The organism is Devosia sp. CN2-171 (genome assembly GCF_049354815.1).
Lineage (GTDB): Bacteria > Pseudomonadota > Alphaproteobacteria > Rhizobiales > Devosiaceae > Devosia_A.
On the sequence record NZ_CP186479.1, the window covers coordinates 1,186,203 to 1,199,971 of the forward strand.

Below are 13,769 nucleotides of genomic sequence, written 5' to 3' on the forward strand. Positions count from 1 at the left end.
GACCCAGGTCCGCACCCTCACTCCAGGCGTCGCCACCCGAGTGGGCCGCGTTGCACCTCGAGCGGGTGGAAGCGGCCCTTGTAGGCCATCTTGGGCGAATCCTTCACCCAGTAGCCGAGGTAGACATAGGTGAGCCCGGCGAGCTTCACCTGCTGGATGTGGTCGAGGATCAACAGGTTCCCGAGACCGCGGTGATCGAGGTCGGGATCGTAGAAGCTGTAGACCATCGAGAGCCCGTCCGGCATCACGTCGGTCAGCGCCACGGCGACGAGCGGACGCCCGGGTACGGTGGATAGCCGGTATTCGACCACCACGGTCTGCACCGGGGTATCCTCGACCATGTACTCATAGTCGACGAAGCTCATCTGCGTCATGCCGCCGCCGGCGTGGCGAGCGTCGAGGTAGCGCTTGAACAGGGCGAACTGCTCGGCTGTCGCCCGCGGCTGGCAGACCTCGACGGCGATGTCGGAGTTGAGGCGCAGTACGCGCTTGTAGCGCTTGTTGGGCGCAAACTCCTGCGCGACGATACGGACCGACTGGCAGGCCGAGCACCCGTCGCAGGCCGGCCGGTAAATCAGGTTCTGGCTGCGGCGGAAGCCGTTGTCGCTCAACAGATGGTGAAGCGACGCGGCGCGGCGGCCGGTCAGGTGCGTGAAGAGCTTCCGTTCCTGACGGCCCGGCAGATACGGGCAAGGCATAGCCGCCGTAAGGAAAAGCTGGGTGTTCTCGGGCGTCTGATCGGTCATTGAGGGCCTGCGAGGGACCCTGTCAGTCTATGCGCGAGGACTCGCGTCGGCAATGGCCGTCGCAGCGGCTCCACTGCGACGCCCTGCGGGCGCGCCAAGTCAGGCGGAGCGGGCGCGCCAGAACCGCTGCATAGGCGAGCGGCGCAGCATCAGCGTGCCCACGACGAGGTCGTGGAGCATCTGCTGGCGCGGGGTGAATAGCGCGAAGAGGATCGAGAACGGCCAGCTGATCCACACCGTCAGCCAGAACAGGATCGGGTGGATGAGGATGGCCCAGCCATTGAGCGGCGTGCCGCGCACGGGGGTCAGGACGATATCCATCGCCTGCATTCCCACCGTCGCACGCATCGGCGAGCCCAACGTTGCGGCATAGTAGCCAAGGATCGCGACCGGAATGATAATCGGCAGCGCCAAGAGGCCCAGCCCGAGCGTCACTACGCCCAACACCAGCCCGACGATCAGCGCCGCGATGGTGATGCCCGCGATGATCACGCAGTCGATCAGCCAGGCAAACGCCCGGCGCAGCAAAACGCCCTCGAACAGCTCGGGTGCGGTACTCGGATCGGGAAGGTGGTCGCTCATGGCTTGGCCCTCGGTCATGAGGGAAAAGATGGGGACCTTGTGTCCCCACGCAAGTGGTCGACAGAAAAAACCGATCAGCCGTTCAGCTTCCGTGCCGCTTCGAGGGCAAAATAGGTGAGCACGCCGTCGCAGCCGGCGCGCTTGAAGGCGATCAGGCTCTCCATCATCGCCGCCTCGCCATTGATGGCGCCCGCCTGCCCGGCCAGCTTCAGCATCGCGTACTCGCCCGACACTTGGTAGGCGAACACCGGCACGTCGAACTCGTCGCGCACGCGGCGCACGATATCGAGATAGGGCATGCCGGGCTTCACCATCACCATGTCGGCGCCCTCGGCGATGTCCTGCTCGACCTCGCGCATGGCCTCGTCGGTATTGGCGAAATCCAGCTGATAGGTCCGCTTGTCACCCTTGAGCCGGCTGCCCGAGCCTACCGCTTCACGGAACGGCCCATAAAAGGCCGAGGCGAACTTGGCCGAATAGCTCATCATCGCGACCTGCTCGAAGCCCTCGTCGTCGAGCGCCGCGCGGATCGCCGCGACACGGCCGTCCATCATGTCGGACGGCGCGATGATGTCGGCCCCTGCCCTCGCCTGCATCAGCGCGGCCTTTACCATCACCTCGACCGTTTCGTCGTTGAGGATTTCGCCATCGCGGACCAGCCCGTCCTGGCCATCGGACGAATACTCGTCGAGCGCCACGTCGGTGATCAGCCCGATCCCAGGCACCTTGTCCTTGATGGCGCGCAAGGCGCGGGCCGTCAGGTTGTCCGGGTTGAAGGCCTCGGTGCCGCTCTCGTTGCGGCGGCCATCCTCGGTATTGGGGAAAATGGCCAGCGCCGGAATCCCCTCGGCCGCCGCGGCGCGCGCCACTTCCACCGCCAGATCGACGCTGACGCGTTCGACGCCCGGCATGGTCCTGATCTGGCTGCGCGTGTTGGTCCCGGCTTCGACGAAGATCGGCAGGATGAAGTCGTGCGGGGTGAGCACCGTCTCCCGCACCATGTTGCGCATCCAGTCAGTGCGCCGCAGCCGTCGCTGGCGCCGGCCGCCGAGAAAGCTCATGTCGTGCCTGGGCCAGTTACTGCTCATCGGGATGCTCCGTTCGATGGGCGCGCTTCTAGCAGGCAGCACGCGCCCGCGCCAAGGCTCGCGCTTGTCGCATGGGGGCATCCGGGTTATCCAACGGCATGGACTTCAAGAGCGAACTTGCCGGCCGCTACCTCCGCATCATCGCGATCATCGCGCTGCTGCTCGGGCTCGGCGACGCCGCGCGGCTGCTTGGCGTGTCCACCGGCGCCCAGAGCCCGATCACCCAGCTCGGGGCCGCCGGCTTCACCTATCTCGCCGTGTTCTGTGTCGCTCGTCTCTTCGCCGCGGTTGGTCTCTGGATCCGCGCCAGCTGGGGCACGGTACTGCTCGCTGGGGCGACGCTGGTCGAGCTGGCGCTCTACCTTGCGGGCGTGCGCGAAGTGCGGATCGATGCCTTCGGCTTTGCCCTCCGGCTGCTCATCCTAGGTAGCCTCGCGGTGCTGATGTTCCTCAACTTCCGCACCCGCCGCCAGGCCCACGATTAGGCCGTATACGAAACATTCAGGTTACAATTTTCTGACCTGTGGTTACGTTCCGTAAAGCCAAAATCCTGAACTTTTTCCGTAAGATAGTTTTAAGTCTACGGCTTAAGCCCATCTTATTTGGGCCCCCGTAACTTGAGGCCTATGAGACGCGAAGAAATCGCGCATGACGACAGACAGTGAGGCACAAATGGCAATCAAATCCAACGCCGCAGAGGCAATGGTCCCGGAAGAGACAGTAGGGCTGAAGCCGCTCTATCTCGAAGCGGTCAGCCGGGTTGAACGGCTGCATCGTCGACTGCTCGATCTGATCAAGGACGAGTTCGATCGGATGGGCTGGGACGATATCAACCCCGTCCAGGCGCTGCTGATGTTCAACATCGGCGACGCCGAGATGACCGCCGGCGAGCTCCGCTCACGTGGCTACTATCTTGGCTCGAACGTCTCGTACAATCTCAAGAAACTGGTCGAGACCGGCTACATCTTCCAGGAGCGCTCGCGTTCGGACCGCCGCTCGGTCCGCATCCGCCTGACGCCCAAGGGCGAAGAAGTCGCCGAGGTGATCGACGAGCTCTATGACCGCCACCTCAAGTCGATCGAGAAGGTCGGCGGGCTGAACAACGAAGCCTTCGAGGGCCTCAACAAGGCACTCGGGCGCCTGGAGCGCTTCTGGGTCGACCAGATCCTCTACAAGCTCTGATCAATCCAGTGTGGCATCTGCGCCACACCGGATTCAGCAAACGCCGGCCTTAAGCCGGCGTTTCTTATTTGTGCCCTAAATTCGGCTATGCATCGGACCAATTGCAGGTTCGCTCCTCGGCCACTGCAAGCCCCTCGATTCCGAGCGCAAAGTGCTGGCGGTTCACAGCTGCTTGACCTGCGTTGGTGCCTCGATGGGCCGGTGCTATGAGGAGCGGAACTGAGACACATGCGACTGCTGGTGACTTGATGCGGCTGACGAGACGTAAACTGCTGACTTCCATGGCGACTGTTGGCGCTGGGCTGGCCATGCCGTCCATCGTGCGGGCCGAGGACAATTCCTTCTGGGAGATGTTCAACAAGGAGCAGCGCCTCAAATCGGTTGACCGCGAAGGCGCCACCGCGACGGCGAAAAGCCTTGTCGACACTATCGAGCCGATCCTCAGCTACGACACGTCGTACAACCTACAGCTCGCCATCCAGAACTACGAGGCCTTCATCCAGGCCAATGGCAGCTGGGAACCGCCGGTGCGCGAGACTTTCGGGCTCAAGCTCGGCGACTCGCGCCGCGCCGCCGCGCTGCTCAAGCGCCGGCTGATGATCAACGGCGACATGGAGCTCGAGAAGCGCGTCGACGACGAGTTCGACGCCAAGCTTGACGCCGCCGTACGCCTGTTCCAGGCCCGTCACGGCCTGGTCATCAGCGGCCAGGTCGACGAAGCCACGTTCTATGCGCTCTCGGTGCCCGCCGATTACCGCCTCAACCAGCTCCGCCTCAATGCCCAGCGCATCGACCAGTGGGCTTCGGCGCTCACCGACCGCTATGTGGCCGTGAACATCCCCGCCGCGACGGTCGAAGCCGTCGAGGGGGCGCAGGTCGTGCAGCGGCACAATTCGGTGGTGGGCAAGGTCGACCGCGCCACGCCGATCCTCAATTCCAAGATCTTCCAGGTGAAGTTCAATCCGTACTGGACGGTGCCCAAGAGCATCATCGAGAAGGATATGATCAAGTACATGAACGAGGATCCGGAGTACCTGGCCAAGTTCAAGATCCGCATCTTCGATGGCAATGGCAACGAGATTTCGCCGACGCAGATCGACTGGTCGACCAACGACGCCGTGAAGTACACCTTCCGGCAGGATCCGGGTGGCGAGAACTCGATGGGCCACTGCAAGATCGACTTCTACAACAAGTACGACGTGTACATGCACGACACGCCGCAGAAGGCCCTGTTCGGCGAGAACGCCCGCTTCCACTCCTCGGGCTGCATGCGCTGCGAGAACATCGAGGAACTGGTGGCCTGGTTGCTGCGCGACAATGGCGGCGGCTGGACCCCGGAGAGCGTCATGGCCGCCTGGCAGCAGGGCATGCGCGAAGACATCAAGCTCGACGTGCAGGTGCCGATCCACACCACCTACATTACCGCCTGGGCCAATCGGCAGGGCACCGTGAGCTTCCGCGACGACGTCTATCAGTTCGACGCCCAGGGCGTCGTGAGCTTCTCCGAAGGCTGATGCGATGGCCGGGCCCGACAATCGTCAGTCCGGCCGCGTTCTTTTCGAGTTGACCCAGTTGGGCCAGCAGATGCGCGTCGCTGCCATCGACGAGGCGAGCGGCACCGAAGTCGTGGTGATCTGCCCGCTCCAGCTCGGCCAGGCCCAGATGCAGCGCCTGGCGCTCGCAAAACTCCGCCACAAGCTCGGTCTTCCGCCCGAGCCACCGGCTGGCCCCACCGTGCGCCCGGGCAAGTACGCCTAGGACCGGTCCCCGACGAACCGCGCCAGATTTGCCAGCGACGACCGCAGCCCGGCGTCGTGATCTTCCTTGTTGATGCCCTCGGGCACATCCTCGGCGAGGATGATGACACGCGTCCCTTCGGCCGCCGGCTCGAGATCCCACACCATGCGCATCGTGCCGGCGAAGGCCAGGTCGTCGCTCTTGAAGGTCACCAGCCAGACCACCCGCTGGTCGGGGACCAGCTCCGCGAATTCAGCATTCATCATGTCCGTGTCATCGGTCGTCTTGCCGTGGCCGCCCTCGGCATAGCGCAGCACCATCCGGAAGGGGCCACCAGGTCGCGGCTCGAACTCCAGCAGTTCGCCCGTCATGGTGTCGGGCGGCAGCCAGGTGACCAGTGCCTCGCCATCGACCAGCGCCTGATAGATCGCGTGCGCCGGTGCCGCAATGATCCTCGATGCTGTGTCCGCACGCCTCATCGATCATCTCCTTGACGACAGGCCTAACTCACCAGCCCCACGAATGTATCCCGAACAGCCGGCTGATCGAGCTGGCGCGGCATCCAGACATGCGTGTCGAGGAAATAGCTCGTCAGCTTGAAGGCATCGGCGACGTCCCCCGGTCCGGGCTCGGTGTCTCCGATGAGAAATGGCGGCAAACGCAACAGCCGCGACAGGTATGGCTCAGCCGCGGCGCGGCTCACGGCGCGGCCCGATTTCGGCGAGACGTGCGTGAGATCGCGCGTGCTGCCAGTCGCCGCGCAGCTGGTGAGATCGAGGCCGAAACCCAGTTCCTCGAGCAGGCCCAACTCGAAGCGGGCAACTGTCGCCCCCAGCGCGGAGGGGATGCTCTCCTGCGCCATGATCCGCTCGGCCATCCCTAACAGCCGGTCATGTGGATCCCGCTCGGGCAACAGGTGCAGGTGTTCGCAGACCAACTGGCTGGCGTAGAGCCGCAGCCGATCGGAGATCAGTGCGGCCGCCCGCGCCTCGAGCAGTTCAAGCTGGAATGTGCCGAGATGTTCCTCCAGACGGGCGCGCCAGTTCACCTGCACGGTATTCCCCGGCTGGAGGGTCGCCGACAGTTTTGGCGATCGGCCGCCGCGGACCAGGCCAAGACACCGGCCCCGGCCCGCCACCATCACCTCGGCGATGACGCTGGTCTCGCCGTGCCGCCGGACGCCGATGATCAGGCCCTCACCGTCCCATTGCATCGGAGATTACTTCTCGTGCGGGTATTCCAGCCCCATCTCGCGGTAGCGCTCGGGGTCGTCGCCCCACTTCTCGCGGACCTTGACGAAGAGGAACAGGTGCACCGGCACCTCGAAGATCTCCATCAGCTCCCGGCGGGAGTCCGCACCGATCGCCTTGATGGTCTGGCCGCCAGCGCCGAGCACGATCTTCTTGTGCGTATCGCGCGTCACGTAGATGACCTGGTCGATGCGATACGAGCCGTCCTTGTTGATGGTGAACTTCTCCCCCTCGACCGTGGCGTTGTAGGGGATCTCGTCGTGGACGCGGAGGAACAGCTTCTCTCGGGTCACTTCGGCGGCGGTGATCTGCAACGTCAGGTCGGTGAGCTGGTCCTCGGGGAAGTGCCAGGGGCCGAGCGGGATGCGCTTCAGCGCCCAGTTGAGGAAATCGTTCACGCCGCTACCGGTGAGCGCCGAGATCATGAAGGTCTGCTGGAACCGCAGCTTGCCGTTAATCGTCTCGGACAGCGCCAGCAGTTTTTCCGGCTTGATCAGGTCGACCTTGTTCAGCACCAGCACCTTGTCGTGCGGCACCTTCTCGAGGCCTGCGATCAGCGCCTCGATCTCCGTCGTCAGCCCGCGCTCGGCATCGACGATCAGCGCGACGAGATCGGCGTCCCCTGCCCCCGTCCAAGCGGCCTCCACCATCGCCCGGTCGAGCCGGCGCTTGGGCGCGAAGATCCCGGGCGTGTCGATGAAGACGATCTGCCCGTCGCCCTCGGTCACGACGCCACGGATCATGGAGCGCGTCGTCTGCGCCTTGTGGGTGACGATCGACACCTTGGTGCCAACGAGGGAATTGAGCAGCGTCGACTTGCCTGCGTTGGGCGCGCCAACCAGCGCGACGAAGCCGCAGCGGGTGTTTTCGCCGGCAACGGGCAGCTCGGCCGCATCGGGCATTTCGTTCTTGTCGGTCATATCGTGTCGCGCCAGACTTTCTCGCGGATCAGGAAAGCCTCGGCGGCCTTGTGTTCGGCCAGCTTCTTGGATGGGCCGGTCGCATTGATGGCCTCGTAACTGCCAAGCCGCACGGCAATGGTGAATTCGGGAGCGTGGTCCGGCCCGGTCCGCTCGATCTCGGCATAAACAGGTGGTTCCAGGCCCCGGCCCTGCGCCCACTCCTGCAGTGTCGTCTTGGGGTCGGCGCGCGCGGTGCCGGACTGGTCGAGCTGCTCGCCGAACAGCCGCTCGACGATCTCGTAGGCCTGCCCGAGGCCGCCATCGATGAACACGGCCCCGATCACGGCTTCGGCGACGTCGCCGAGGATCGCATCCTTGTTGGCGCCGCCGGTCCGGGCTTCACTCTCGCCGAGGTTGAGCTCCGCACCCAGATCGAGCTGGCGGGCAATGGCCGCGCAGGTCTCCTTGCGCACCAACGTATTCAACGAGCGGCTGAGTTCGCCTTCGTTCGATTTCGGCATGCGGCGGTAGAGCATGTCCGCGACCACGAGGCCGAGCACCCGGTCGCCCAGGAATTCCAGCCGCTGGTATGAGCGCTCGATGCGCTTGCCCGGCGAGACGGCACTGGAGTGGGTGAGCGCACGATCGAGCAGGTCCGGGTCGGCGAAGCGATATCCCAGCCGTGCCTGCAGCTTGTCGTGCGAACGCCCCTTGGCCATCAGTTCACGGACTGGAACATGCGGTCCCACCGCACGTTCGCCGGCCATTCCCACAGCTGCCACGGCGGCAGGTTGTTCTTGATCGAGAAGAAGCGTGCCTCGGCCTTGCCGATGAAATTGTCCAGCGGCACGTAGCCCACCTGGCTCAGCACGCGGCTGTCGGCCGAGCGGTCGCGGTTGTCGCCCATCATGAAATAGTGGCCGGCGGGCACGACATATTCCGGCGTGTTGTCGAGGCTCTCGTCGTCCGAGATTTCCTGGATCGTGTGCTTGACCCCGTTTGGCAGCGTCTCGGTGTAGACCGTGACGTCCACCGTGGTCATGTAGCTATCGGTGTCCTTGGCCATCCCCGTCTTTTCGCGCTCGACGATGGTGCCGTTGATATAGAGCCGGCCTTCGCGCATCTGGATAGTGTCGCCCGGCAGGCCGATGACGCGCTTGATGTAGTCTTCGTTGGTAATCTCGTTGCGGAACACCGCGACGTCACCGCGATTGGGCGCGTTGCCGAGGATTCGTCCGTTGAACGGGATAGCAATCGGGAAGGAATACTTCCCGAAGCCCCAGGCCCACTTGTTGGCGAGGAAATAGTCGCCAATCATCAGCGTCTGCTGCATCGATGCGGTCGGAATCGAAAACGGCTGATAGAGGAAGCTGCGGAAGATGAGCGCAATGATCAGCGCCTCGACGATGACAATGATCGTCTCCAGCAGCTCGTTCTTCTTCTTGCCGGCCTTGATTTCGGCTTTCGACACAGTCTGGCTCATTGGTTGCCTCTAGCCCAGTGGGCCAAGTGGTTATTGGAGGGCCGCCGCCTGGTCAATCGGCAGGGCTTCGATGATGACGAATGCCTGCGCCATGCCGCCGTCGTCGGTAATGGTCAGGTGGATATGAGGCTTCATGCCGGCTGGGACAAGGCGTTCCAGCACACGGGCGGCGCCGTTGGTCAACTTCATCGTCGGCTTGCCCGAGGGGAGGTTTACCACGCCCATGTCGCGCCAATAAACGCCGAAACTAAGGCCGGTTCCGAGCGCCTTGGAGCACGCTTCCTTGGCCGCGAAACGCTTGGCGTAGGAGGCCGCGCGCTGTGCGCGGCGGTCCGACTTCTGCCGCTCGATCTCGGTGAAGCAGCGATGCGTGAAGCGGTCGCCGTATCTCGCCAAAGTCTTTTCGACGCGGGAGATATCGCAGAGGTCGTTGCCCAGCCCGATGATCACGACAACCCCCTCGACCCCGGCTTGACCGCCGGTATCGCCGCCAGTTCCGGCGGCAGGGCGTCGGCCGGATAGGCCGGCACCTTGTACTGCACCAGCGAGACCAGCGGCACGCCGACCTCGGCCTCTCCGGCCGAGCGGTCGATCAGGCACGCAGCGGCCACGACATTGGCGCCGGTCTTCCGGATCGCCTCGATGCATTCGCGGATGGAGACGCCGGTCGAGACGATATCCTCGACCACGATCACCTTCTCGCCCGGCTGCAGCTCGAAGCCGCGGCGCAGTTCGAAAACACCGTTGACGCGCTCGGTGTAGATCGCCGGCACGCCCAGGTGCCGCGCCGTCTCGTAACCCGGAATGATCCCGCCCACCGCCGGCGAAACGATCTGGCTCACATCGCCATAGCCGGTCTCACGGATCTTGGCGGCCAGGGCCCGGCAGAGCTTTTCGACCTTGGCCGGATACATGAACACCCGCGCCTTCTGCAGGAAGATCGGCGAGCGCAGGCCCGATGACAGGATGAAATGGCCTTCGAGCAGCGCCCCGCTCTCGCGGAAAAGGTCCAGGACTTCTTCGGTGTTCACGCGGGCTCCTTTTGCCGTTGGGGTGCGTTCCAGTCGATGCGCTCGAGCGCACGTGCCTCTGCCACCGTCGCGCGCTGAACATCGGAGATGCCGGGCGCGAGCTTGAGTGAATTGAGCACATCGGTCAGCTGCGCCAGGTCCCGCACTTCGATCAGGAAGATGAAGCGGTGGAAGTCCGGCGACTCCATGCGCATGACCAGATTATGGATGTTGGCCTCGCAGGCCGCAATCACCGTCGAAATCTGGGCCAGCGATCCGGGCTTGTTCTGCGCCTGCATCGAGATCACGCATTTATGGTCGCGGTCCTCGCGGCCGACGATGTCCCAGCGCACATCGATCCACGCGACGTCTTGGTCGTAGAGCTCGGACAGCGCATCCGAGTGGATCGGGTAAATCTCGATGGGCCGGTCGGGCTCCATGATGCCCACCAGCCGGTCGCCGGGCACAACGCCCTCGGGCGAGACTTCGACCCGCGTATTGAAATCGAGCTGCTTCAGCGCCGCCTTGGCACTGGGGCCCGAGCGCGGATTGCCCGGCACGCGGAACCGGAACAGGTCGGTCCCCCGCAGCGCGAACCAGCCCTCGGCCTTGTCGGGGGCCGGCAGGTCGATCTTTTTTCGCCGCCGCTTGATGCCCTTTACCTCCATCACCTGCGTATCTAGGTCCTCGCCGGAGATCTTGCCTTCTCCCAGCGAGACCATCAGCTCCTTCTTGCCGGGCTGCCCAAGCGCCTCAGCGAGGTGCTTGAACTCCGTATCGTCGAGCAGCACGCCCTCGCGTTCGAGCAGGATCGAGAGCACATGCTCACCCATGGCGTAGGCACGCTGCTGCTGCTGCAGGCGGACGGCGCGGCGGATGGCGGCGCGCGCCTTGCCGGTCGCCGCGATGGTCTCCCAGTTCGAGGGCGGCAGGTGGTTCTGGTCGCGGATGATCTCGATTTCGTCACCGGAGCGCAGCTGCGTCACCAGCGGCACGATCTGGCCGTTGATCTTGGCGCCCACCGCGGTGTCGCCGATATCGGTGTGCAGCGCATAGGCGAAATCGATCGGCGTCGCCCCACGCGGCAGCGCGATCAGGCGCCCGCGCGGCGTGAAGCAGAAGACCTGGTCCTGGAACAGCTCGAGCTTGGTGTATTCGAGGAAATCCTCAGTCGAAGCGCCGGCCGTGAGATGCTCGATGGTCGAGCGCAGCCAGACGAAGGCCTTCGATTCATTCTCGATCTTGTGGATGTCGGTCGCGCCCTCCTTGTAGAGCGCATGCGCGGCGATGCCGAGTTCGGCGATCCGGTGCATCTCCTCGGTGCGGATCTGCAGTTCGGCGCGCTGCCGCCCTACCCCCACGATCGTGGTGTGGATCGAGCGGTAGTCGTTGTGCTTGGGGACCGAAATGTAGTCCTTGAACCGGCCCGGCACGACCTTCCAGTTCGTGTGCACGATGCCGAGCGCGCGGTAGCAGTCGGGGATGGTCGGCACGATGACGCGGAAGCCGATCATGTCCGAGAGCTGTTCCAGGGCGATCTGCTTGCGCTCGATCTTGGTGTAGATCGACCAGGGCGACTTCACCCGTGCCGAGACGCGCGCCTCGATCCCCTCGCTCTTCAGCTTGTCGGCGAGCTCGGTCTTGATGGTGTTGATGGTGTCGGCGAATTCCGCCTTCATCTCATCGAGACGGGATGTGATCGCCTTGTAGTGCTCGGGCTGCAGGTGCTTGAAGGCGAGGTCCTCGAGCTCCTGGCGCATGCCCTGCATGCCCATGCGCCCGGCGAGCGGCGCATAGATGTCCATGGTCTCGGTGGCGATGCGCTTACGCTTGTCCTCGCGCATGAAATCGAGCGTGCGCATGTTGTGCAGCCGGTCGGCCAGCTTCACGAGCAGCACACGCACGTCGGCCGAAATCGCGAGGAGGAGCTTGCGCAGGTTCTCCGCCTGCGCCTCCTCACGCGTCACCAGTTGCAGCCGATCGATCTTGGTCAGGCCGTCGACGATGGAGCCGATCTCGGGGCCGAACATCTGGTCGATCTCGGCGCGCGTGGCGTCGGTGTCCTCGATGGTGTCGTGCAGCAGCGCCACGGCGATGGAGGCGTCATCGAGCTTGAGGTCGGTGAGAATGGCAGCGACTTCGAGCGGGTGGGCGAAGTACGGATCGCCGGAAGCGCGCTTCTGCGTGCCATGTTTCTGCATGGCATAGACATAGGCCTTGTTGAGCAGCGCCTCGTCGGTGTTCGGGTTGTAGGCCTGCACCCGTTCGACGAGTTCATACTGACGCATCATGGGGTGCCGCACTCCTCGGCGGCCCGGCCTTGTCGGCTGGTTCTACCGGTCGCGGGACCGCGATTAGCGATCACGCAAACAAAAAAGGCGCCGGGCGGAAACGCCCGACGCCTCAAGACTATATATGCGAGATCAGCAGGCGATCAATCGTCGCGACGCTCTGGCGGAGCGAGGCTTTCGATGCCGCGCAGCAGTTCGTCTTCCGAGATCGTGTCGAAGGTGTCGCCGTCCTCGTCCGCGTTGGCGTCGAGCAGCGGGGCGGCGTGCTTTTCGGGCTCGTCGACCTCGACATACTTCTGCATCGAGTGGATCAGGTCCTCGTGCAGGTCTTCCGGCGAGATGGCGCCGTCACCGATTTCGCGCAGCGCAACGACGGGGTTCTTGTCGTTGTCGCGGCTAACCGTGATCTGCGAGCCGGCAGCGATCATGCGTGCGCGGTGTGCAGCCATCAGGATCAGGTCGAACCGGTTGTTCACCTTCTCAATGCAGTCTTCGACGGTGACGCGGGCCACGTACGTCTCCAGGTAATTGTGGGGATCAAGGGGCCCTCATACACGACACTGCCACCTCGCACAAGTTTTTCAGCCGTGTGACACACGACCGTGTTTCTCACAGATTCCGGCCCCGGTGGCCGCTGGCGTTTCGCCTGATGGAACAAGGCCTTGCTGTCGGTGCAATAAAATGGACCTCAGGCGTCCACTTTGAATCTGATTGCAAATTCCCGGGATTAAGCCTTTGTTCCGAACTTAGGCAGCAGCGGCGCCTTAAATCGGCTACCCTTCGACCATACGCGTAGCCACCAGGATATTGATGCCGGGCAGCCTGAGAGGCCGGCCGCCCGGTCAGGAGAACTGTCATGACAATTGATCCGCGCGAAAAGGTCGTGCTCTTCATCGACGGCGCGAATCTTTACGCCACCAGCAAGGCCGTCGGCATCGACATCGACTATCGGCGCCTGCTCGCGGAATTCCAAGCCAAATCCTACCTGCTCCGTGCGTACTACTATACCGCGCTGGTCGAGGACCAGGAGTACTCCTCCATCCGTCCGCTCATCGACTGGCTGGACTATAACGGCTTCACCGTCGTCACCAAGCCGGCGAAGGAATTCACCGACGCCGCCGGGCGCCGGAAGATCAAGGGCAACATGGACATCGAGCTTACTGTCGATGCCCTCGAGATGAGCCAGTACTACGATCACCTCGTGCTGTTCTCGGGCGACGGCGACTTCACCGCGCTCGTTGCCGCGCTGCAGCGCAAGGGCAAGCGCGTGACCGTGGTTTCAACGCTGACCACCCCGACCCCGATGATCTCGGACGAGCTCCGCCGCCAGGCCGATTTCTTCCTCGATGTCGCCGAACTGGCCAAGACCGTCGGCCGGGTGCCGCCGGTCGATCGTACCGGTCAGGTCGATCGCACGCACAGCGCCGAGCGCCAGGCTGAACGTCAGATCGACCGGCCAATGGCAACCGTGGACCCCAAGGGCAGCTGAGGCCCTTGA

At 63.9% G+C, this 13,769-nt stretch carries 17 protein-coding genes; 5 read left to right on the plus strand and 12 right to left on the minus strand.

The window, feature by feature from the left end:
* Positions 1–17: 17 nt before the first annotated feature.
* The 3 genes from ACOYW5_RS06015 to hemB all read right to left on the minus strand — a co-directional run bounded on the left by ACOYW5_RS06015 (position 18) and on the right by hemB (position 2,416).
* Entirely contained in the window at positions 18–746 is a 729-nt protein-coding gene (locus tag ACOYW5_RS06015; protein WP_423068344.1) for an arginyltransferase, read from the minus strand.
* 99 nt (positions 747–845) lie between these two features.
* Positions 846–1,328, minus strand: coding sequence for an RDD family protein (locus tag ACOYW5_RS06020; protein ID WP_423068345.1), 483 nt, complete (start codon positions 1,326–1,328; stop codon positions 846–848).
* A 74-nt stretch (positions 1,329–1,402) separates the two neighbouring features.
* A complete protein-coding gene (gene hemB, locus ACOYW5_RS06025) occupies positions 1,403–2,416 on the minus strand; it encodes a porphobilinogen synthase (RefSeq protein WP_423068346.1) in 1,014 nt (337 codons plus the stop codon).
* Between the two features lie 98 nt (positions 2,417–2,514).
* On the opposite strand from hemB, the gene ACOYW5_RS06030 reads away from it, so the two are divergent.
* The 4 genes from ACOYW5_RS06030 (at position 2,515) to ACOYW5_RS06045 (ending at position 5,356) form a co-directional block, all read left to right on the plus strand.
* Positions 2,515–2,901, plus strand: coding sequence for a hypothetical protein (locus tag ACOYW5_RS06030; RefSeq protein ID WP_423068347.1), 387 nt, complete (start codon positions 2,515–2,517; stop codon positions 2,899–2,901).
* Between the two features lie 187 nt (positions 2,902–3,088).
* The gene (ldtR, locus tag ACOYW5_RS06035; RefSeq protein WP_423068348.1) at positions 3,089–3,598 is read left to right on the plus strand and encodes a transcriptional regulator LdtR; all 510 of its coding nucleotides are present in this window, start codon (positions 3,089–3,091) and stop codon (positions 3,596–3,598) included.
* A 281-nt stretch (positions 3,599–3,879) separates the two neighbouring features.
* Positions 3,880–5,112, plus strand: coding sequence for a L,D-transpeptidase family protein (locus ACOYW5_RS06040; protein WP_423068349.1), 1,233 nt, complete (start codon positions 3,880–3,882; stop codon positions 5,110–5,112).
* A gap of 4 nt (positions 5,113–5,116) precedes the next feature.
* Entirely contained in the window at positions 5,117–5,356 is a 240-nt protein-coding gene (locus ACOYW5_RS06045) for a DUF6898 family protein (RefSeq protein WP_423068350.1), read from the plus strand.
* Here ACOYW5_RS06045 and ACOYW5_RS06050 read toward each other — a convergent pair.
* The 9 genes from ACOYW5_RS06050 to rpoZ form a co-directional block, all read right to left on the minus strand.
* Positions 5,353–5,814 (minus strand): SRPBCC family protein, encoded by a 462-nt coding sequence (locus ACOYW5_RS06050; RefSeq protein WP_423068351.1) that lies wholly within the window; start codon positions 5,812–5,814, stop codon positions 5,353–5,355. The two genes, ACOYW5_RS06045 and ACOYW5_RS06050, sit on opposite strands and share 4 nt — an antisense overlap.
* Positions 5,815–5,837: 23 nt before the next feature.
* The gene (gene recO / locus ACOYW5_RS06055) at positions 5,838–6,548 is read right to left on the minus strand and encodes a DNA repair protein RecO (RefSeq protein WP_423068352.1); all 711 of its coding nucleotides are present in this window, start codon (positions 6,546–6,548) and stop codon (positions 5,838–5,840) included.
* Positions 6,549–6,554: 6 nt separating this feature from the next.
* A complete protein-coding gene (gene era / locus ACOYW5_RS06060) occupies positions 6,555–7,505 on the minus strand; it encodes a GTPase Era (RefSeq protein WP_423068353.1) in 951 nt (316 codons plus the stop codon).
* Positions 7,502–8,206 carry a ribonuclease III gene (gene rnc, locus ACOYW5_RS06065; RefSeq protein ID WP_423068354.1) on the minus strand — a complete coding sequence of 235 codons (705 nt, stop codon included), beginning with the start codon at positions 8,204–8,206 and terminating at the stop codon, positions 7,502–7,504. The genes era and rnc overlap by 4 nt, the downstream gene beginning before the upstream one ends.
* On the minus strand, positions 8,206–8,970 hold the full coding sequence (lepB, locus tag ACOYW5_RS06070; RefSeq protein ID WP_423068355.1) for a signal peptidase I: 765 nt from the start codon (positions 8,968–8,970) through the stop codon (positions 8,206–8,208). The genes rnc and lepB overlap by 1 nt, the downstream gene beginning before the upstream one ends.
* Before the next feature lie 30 nt (positions 8,971–9,000).
* Positions 9,001–9,420 carry a holo-ACP synthase gene (acpS, locus tag ACOYW5_RS06075; protein ID WP_423068356.1) on the minus strand — a complete coding sequence of 140 codons (420 nt, stop codon included), beginning with the start codon at positions 9,418–9,420 and terminating at the stop codon, positions 9,001–9,003.
* Positions 9,417–10,001, minus strand: coding sequence for an orotate phosphoribosyltransferase (gene pyrE, locus ACOYW5_RS06080; RefSeq protein WP_423068357.1), 585 nt, complete (start codon positions 9,999–10,001; stop codon positions 9,417–9,419). The genes acpS and pyrE overlap by 4 nt, the downstream gene beginning before the upstream one ends.
* Positions 9,998–12,271, minus strand: coding sequence for a RelA/SpoT family protein (locus ACOYW5_RS06085; protein ID WP_423068358.1), 2,274 nt, complete (start codon positions 12,269–12,271; stop codon positions 9,998–10,000). Before ACOYW5_RS06085 ends, pyrE begins: the two co-directional genes overlap by 4 nt.
* 143 nt (positions 12,272–12,414) lie before the next feature.
* Positions 12,415–12,783: a DNA-directed RNA polymerase subunit omega gene (rpoZ, locus tag ACOYW5_RS06090; RefSeq protein ID WP_423068359.1), complete on the minus strand. Its 369-nt coding sequence runs from the start codon at positions 12,781–12,783 to the stop codon at positions 12,415–12,417.
* 344 nt (positions 12,784–13,127) lie between these two features.
* Here rpoZ and ACOYW5_RS06095 point away from each other — a divergent pair, with 344 nt between their 5' ends.
* The gene (locus ACOYW5_RS06095; protein ID WP_423068360.1) at positions 13,128–13,760 is read left to right on the plus strand and encodes an NYN domain-containing protein; all 633 of its coding nucleotides are present in this window, start codon (positions 13,128–13,130) and stop codon (positions 13,758–13,760) included.
* Positions 13,761–13,769: the final 9 nt, after the last annotated feature.

What these genes read in the sequence shown, in the direction of transcription:
- ACOYW5_RS06015 (WP_423068344.1), bottom strand. Translation starts at nt 746, where the DNA reads ATGACCGATCAGACGCCCGAGAACACCCAGCTTTTCCTTACGGCGGCT.
- ACOYW5_RS06020 (WP_423068345.1), bottom strand. Translation starts at nt 1,328, where the DNA reads ATGAGCGACCACCTTCCCGATCCGAGTACCGCACCCGAGCTGTTCGAG.
- hemB (WP_423068346.1), bottom strand. Translation starts at nt 2,416, where the DNA reads ATGAGCAGTAACTGGCCCAGGCACGACATGAGCTTTCTCGGCGGCCGG.
- ACOYW5_RS06030 (WP_423068347.1), top strand. Translation starts at nt 2,515, where the DNA reads ATGGACTTCAAGAGCGAACTTGCCGGCCGCTACCTCCGCATCATCGCG.
- ldtR (WP_423068348.1), top strand. Translation starts at nt 3,089, where the DNA reads ATGGCAATCAAATCCAACGCCGCAGAGGCAATGGTCCCGGAAGAGACA.
- ACOYW5_RS06040 (WP_423068349.1), top strand. Translation starts at nt 3,880, where the DNA reads ATGGCGACTGTTGGCGCTGGGCTGGCCATGCCGTCCATCGTGCGGGCC.
- ACOYW5_RS06045 (WP_423068350.1), top strand. Translation starts at nt 5,117, where the DNA reads ATGGCCGGGCCCGACAATCGTCAGTCCGGCCGCGTTCTTTTCGAGTTG.
- ACOYW5_RS06050 (WP_423068351.1), bottom strand. Translation starts at nt 5,814, where the DNA reads ATGAGGCGTGCGGACACAGCATCGAGGATCATTGCGGCACCGGCGCAC.
- recO (WP_423068352.1), bottom strand. Translation starts at nt 6,548, where the DNA reads ATGCAATGGGACGGTGAGGGCCTGATCATCGGCGTCCGGCGGCACGGC.
- era (WP_423068353.1), bottom strand. Translation starts at nt 7,505, where the DNA reads ATGACCGACAAGAACGAAATGCCCGATGCGGCCGAGCTGCCCGTTGCC.
- rnc (WP_423068354.1), bottom strand. Translation starts at nt 8,206, where the DNA reads ATGGCCAAGGGGCGTTCGCACGACAAGCTGCAGGCACGGCTGGGATAT.
- lepB (WP_423068355.1), bottom strand. Translation starts at nt 8,970, where the DNA reads ATGAGCCAGACTGTGTCGAAAGCCGAAATCAAGGCCGGCAAGAAGAAG.
- ACOYW5_RS06085 (WP_423068358.1), bottom strand. Translation starts at nt 12,271, where the DNA reads ATGATGCGTCAGTATGAACTCGTCGAACGGGTGCAGGCCTACAACCCG.
- ACOYW5_RS06095 (WP_423068360.1), top strand. Translation starts at nt 13,128, where the DNA reads ATGACAATTGATCCGCGCGAAAAGGTCGTGCTCTTCATCGACGGCGCG.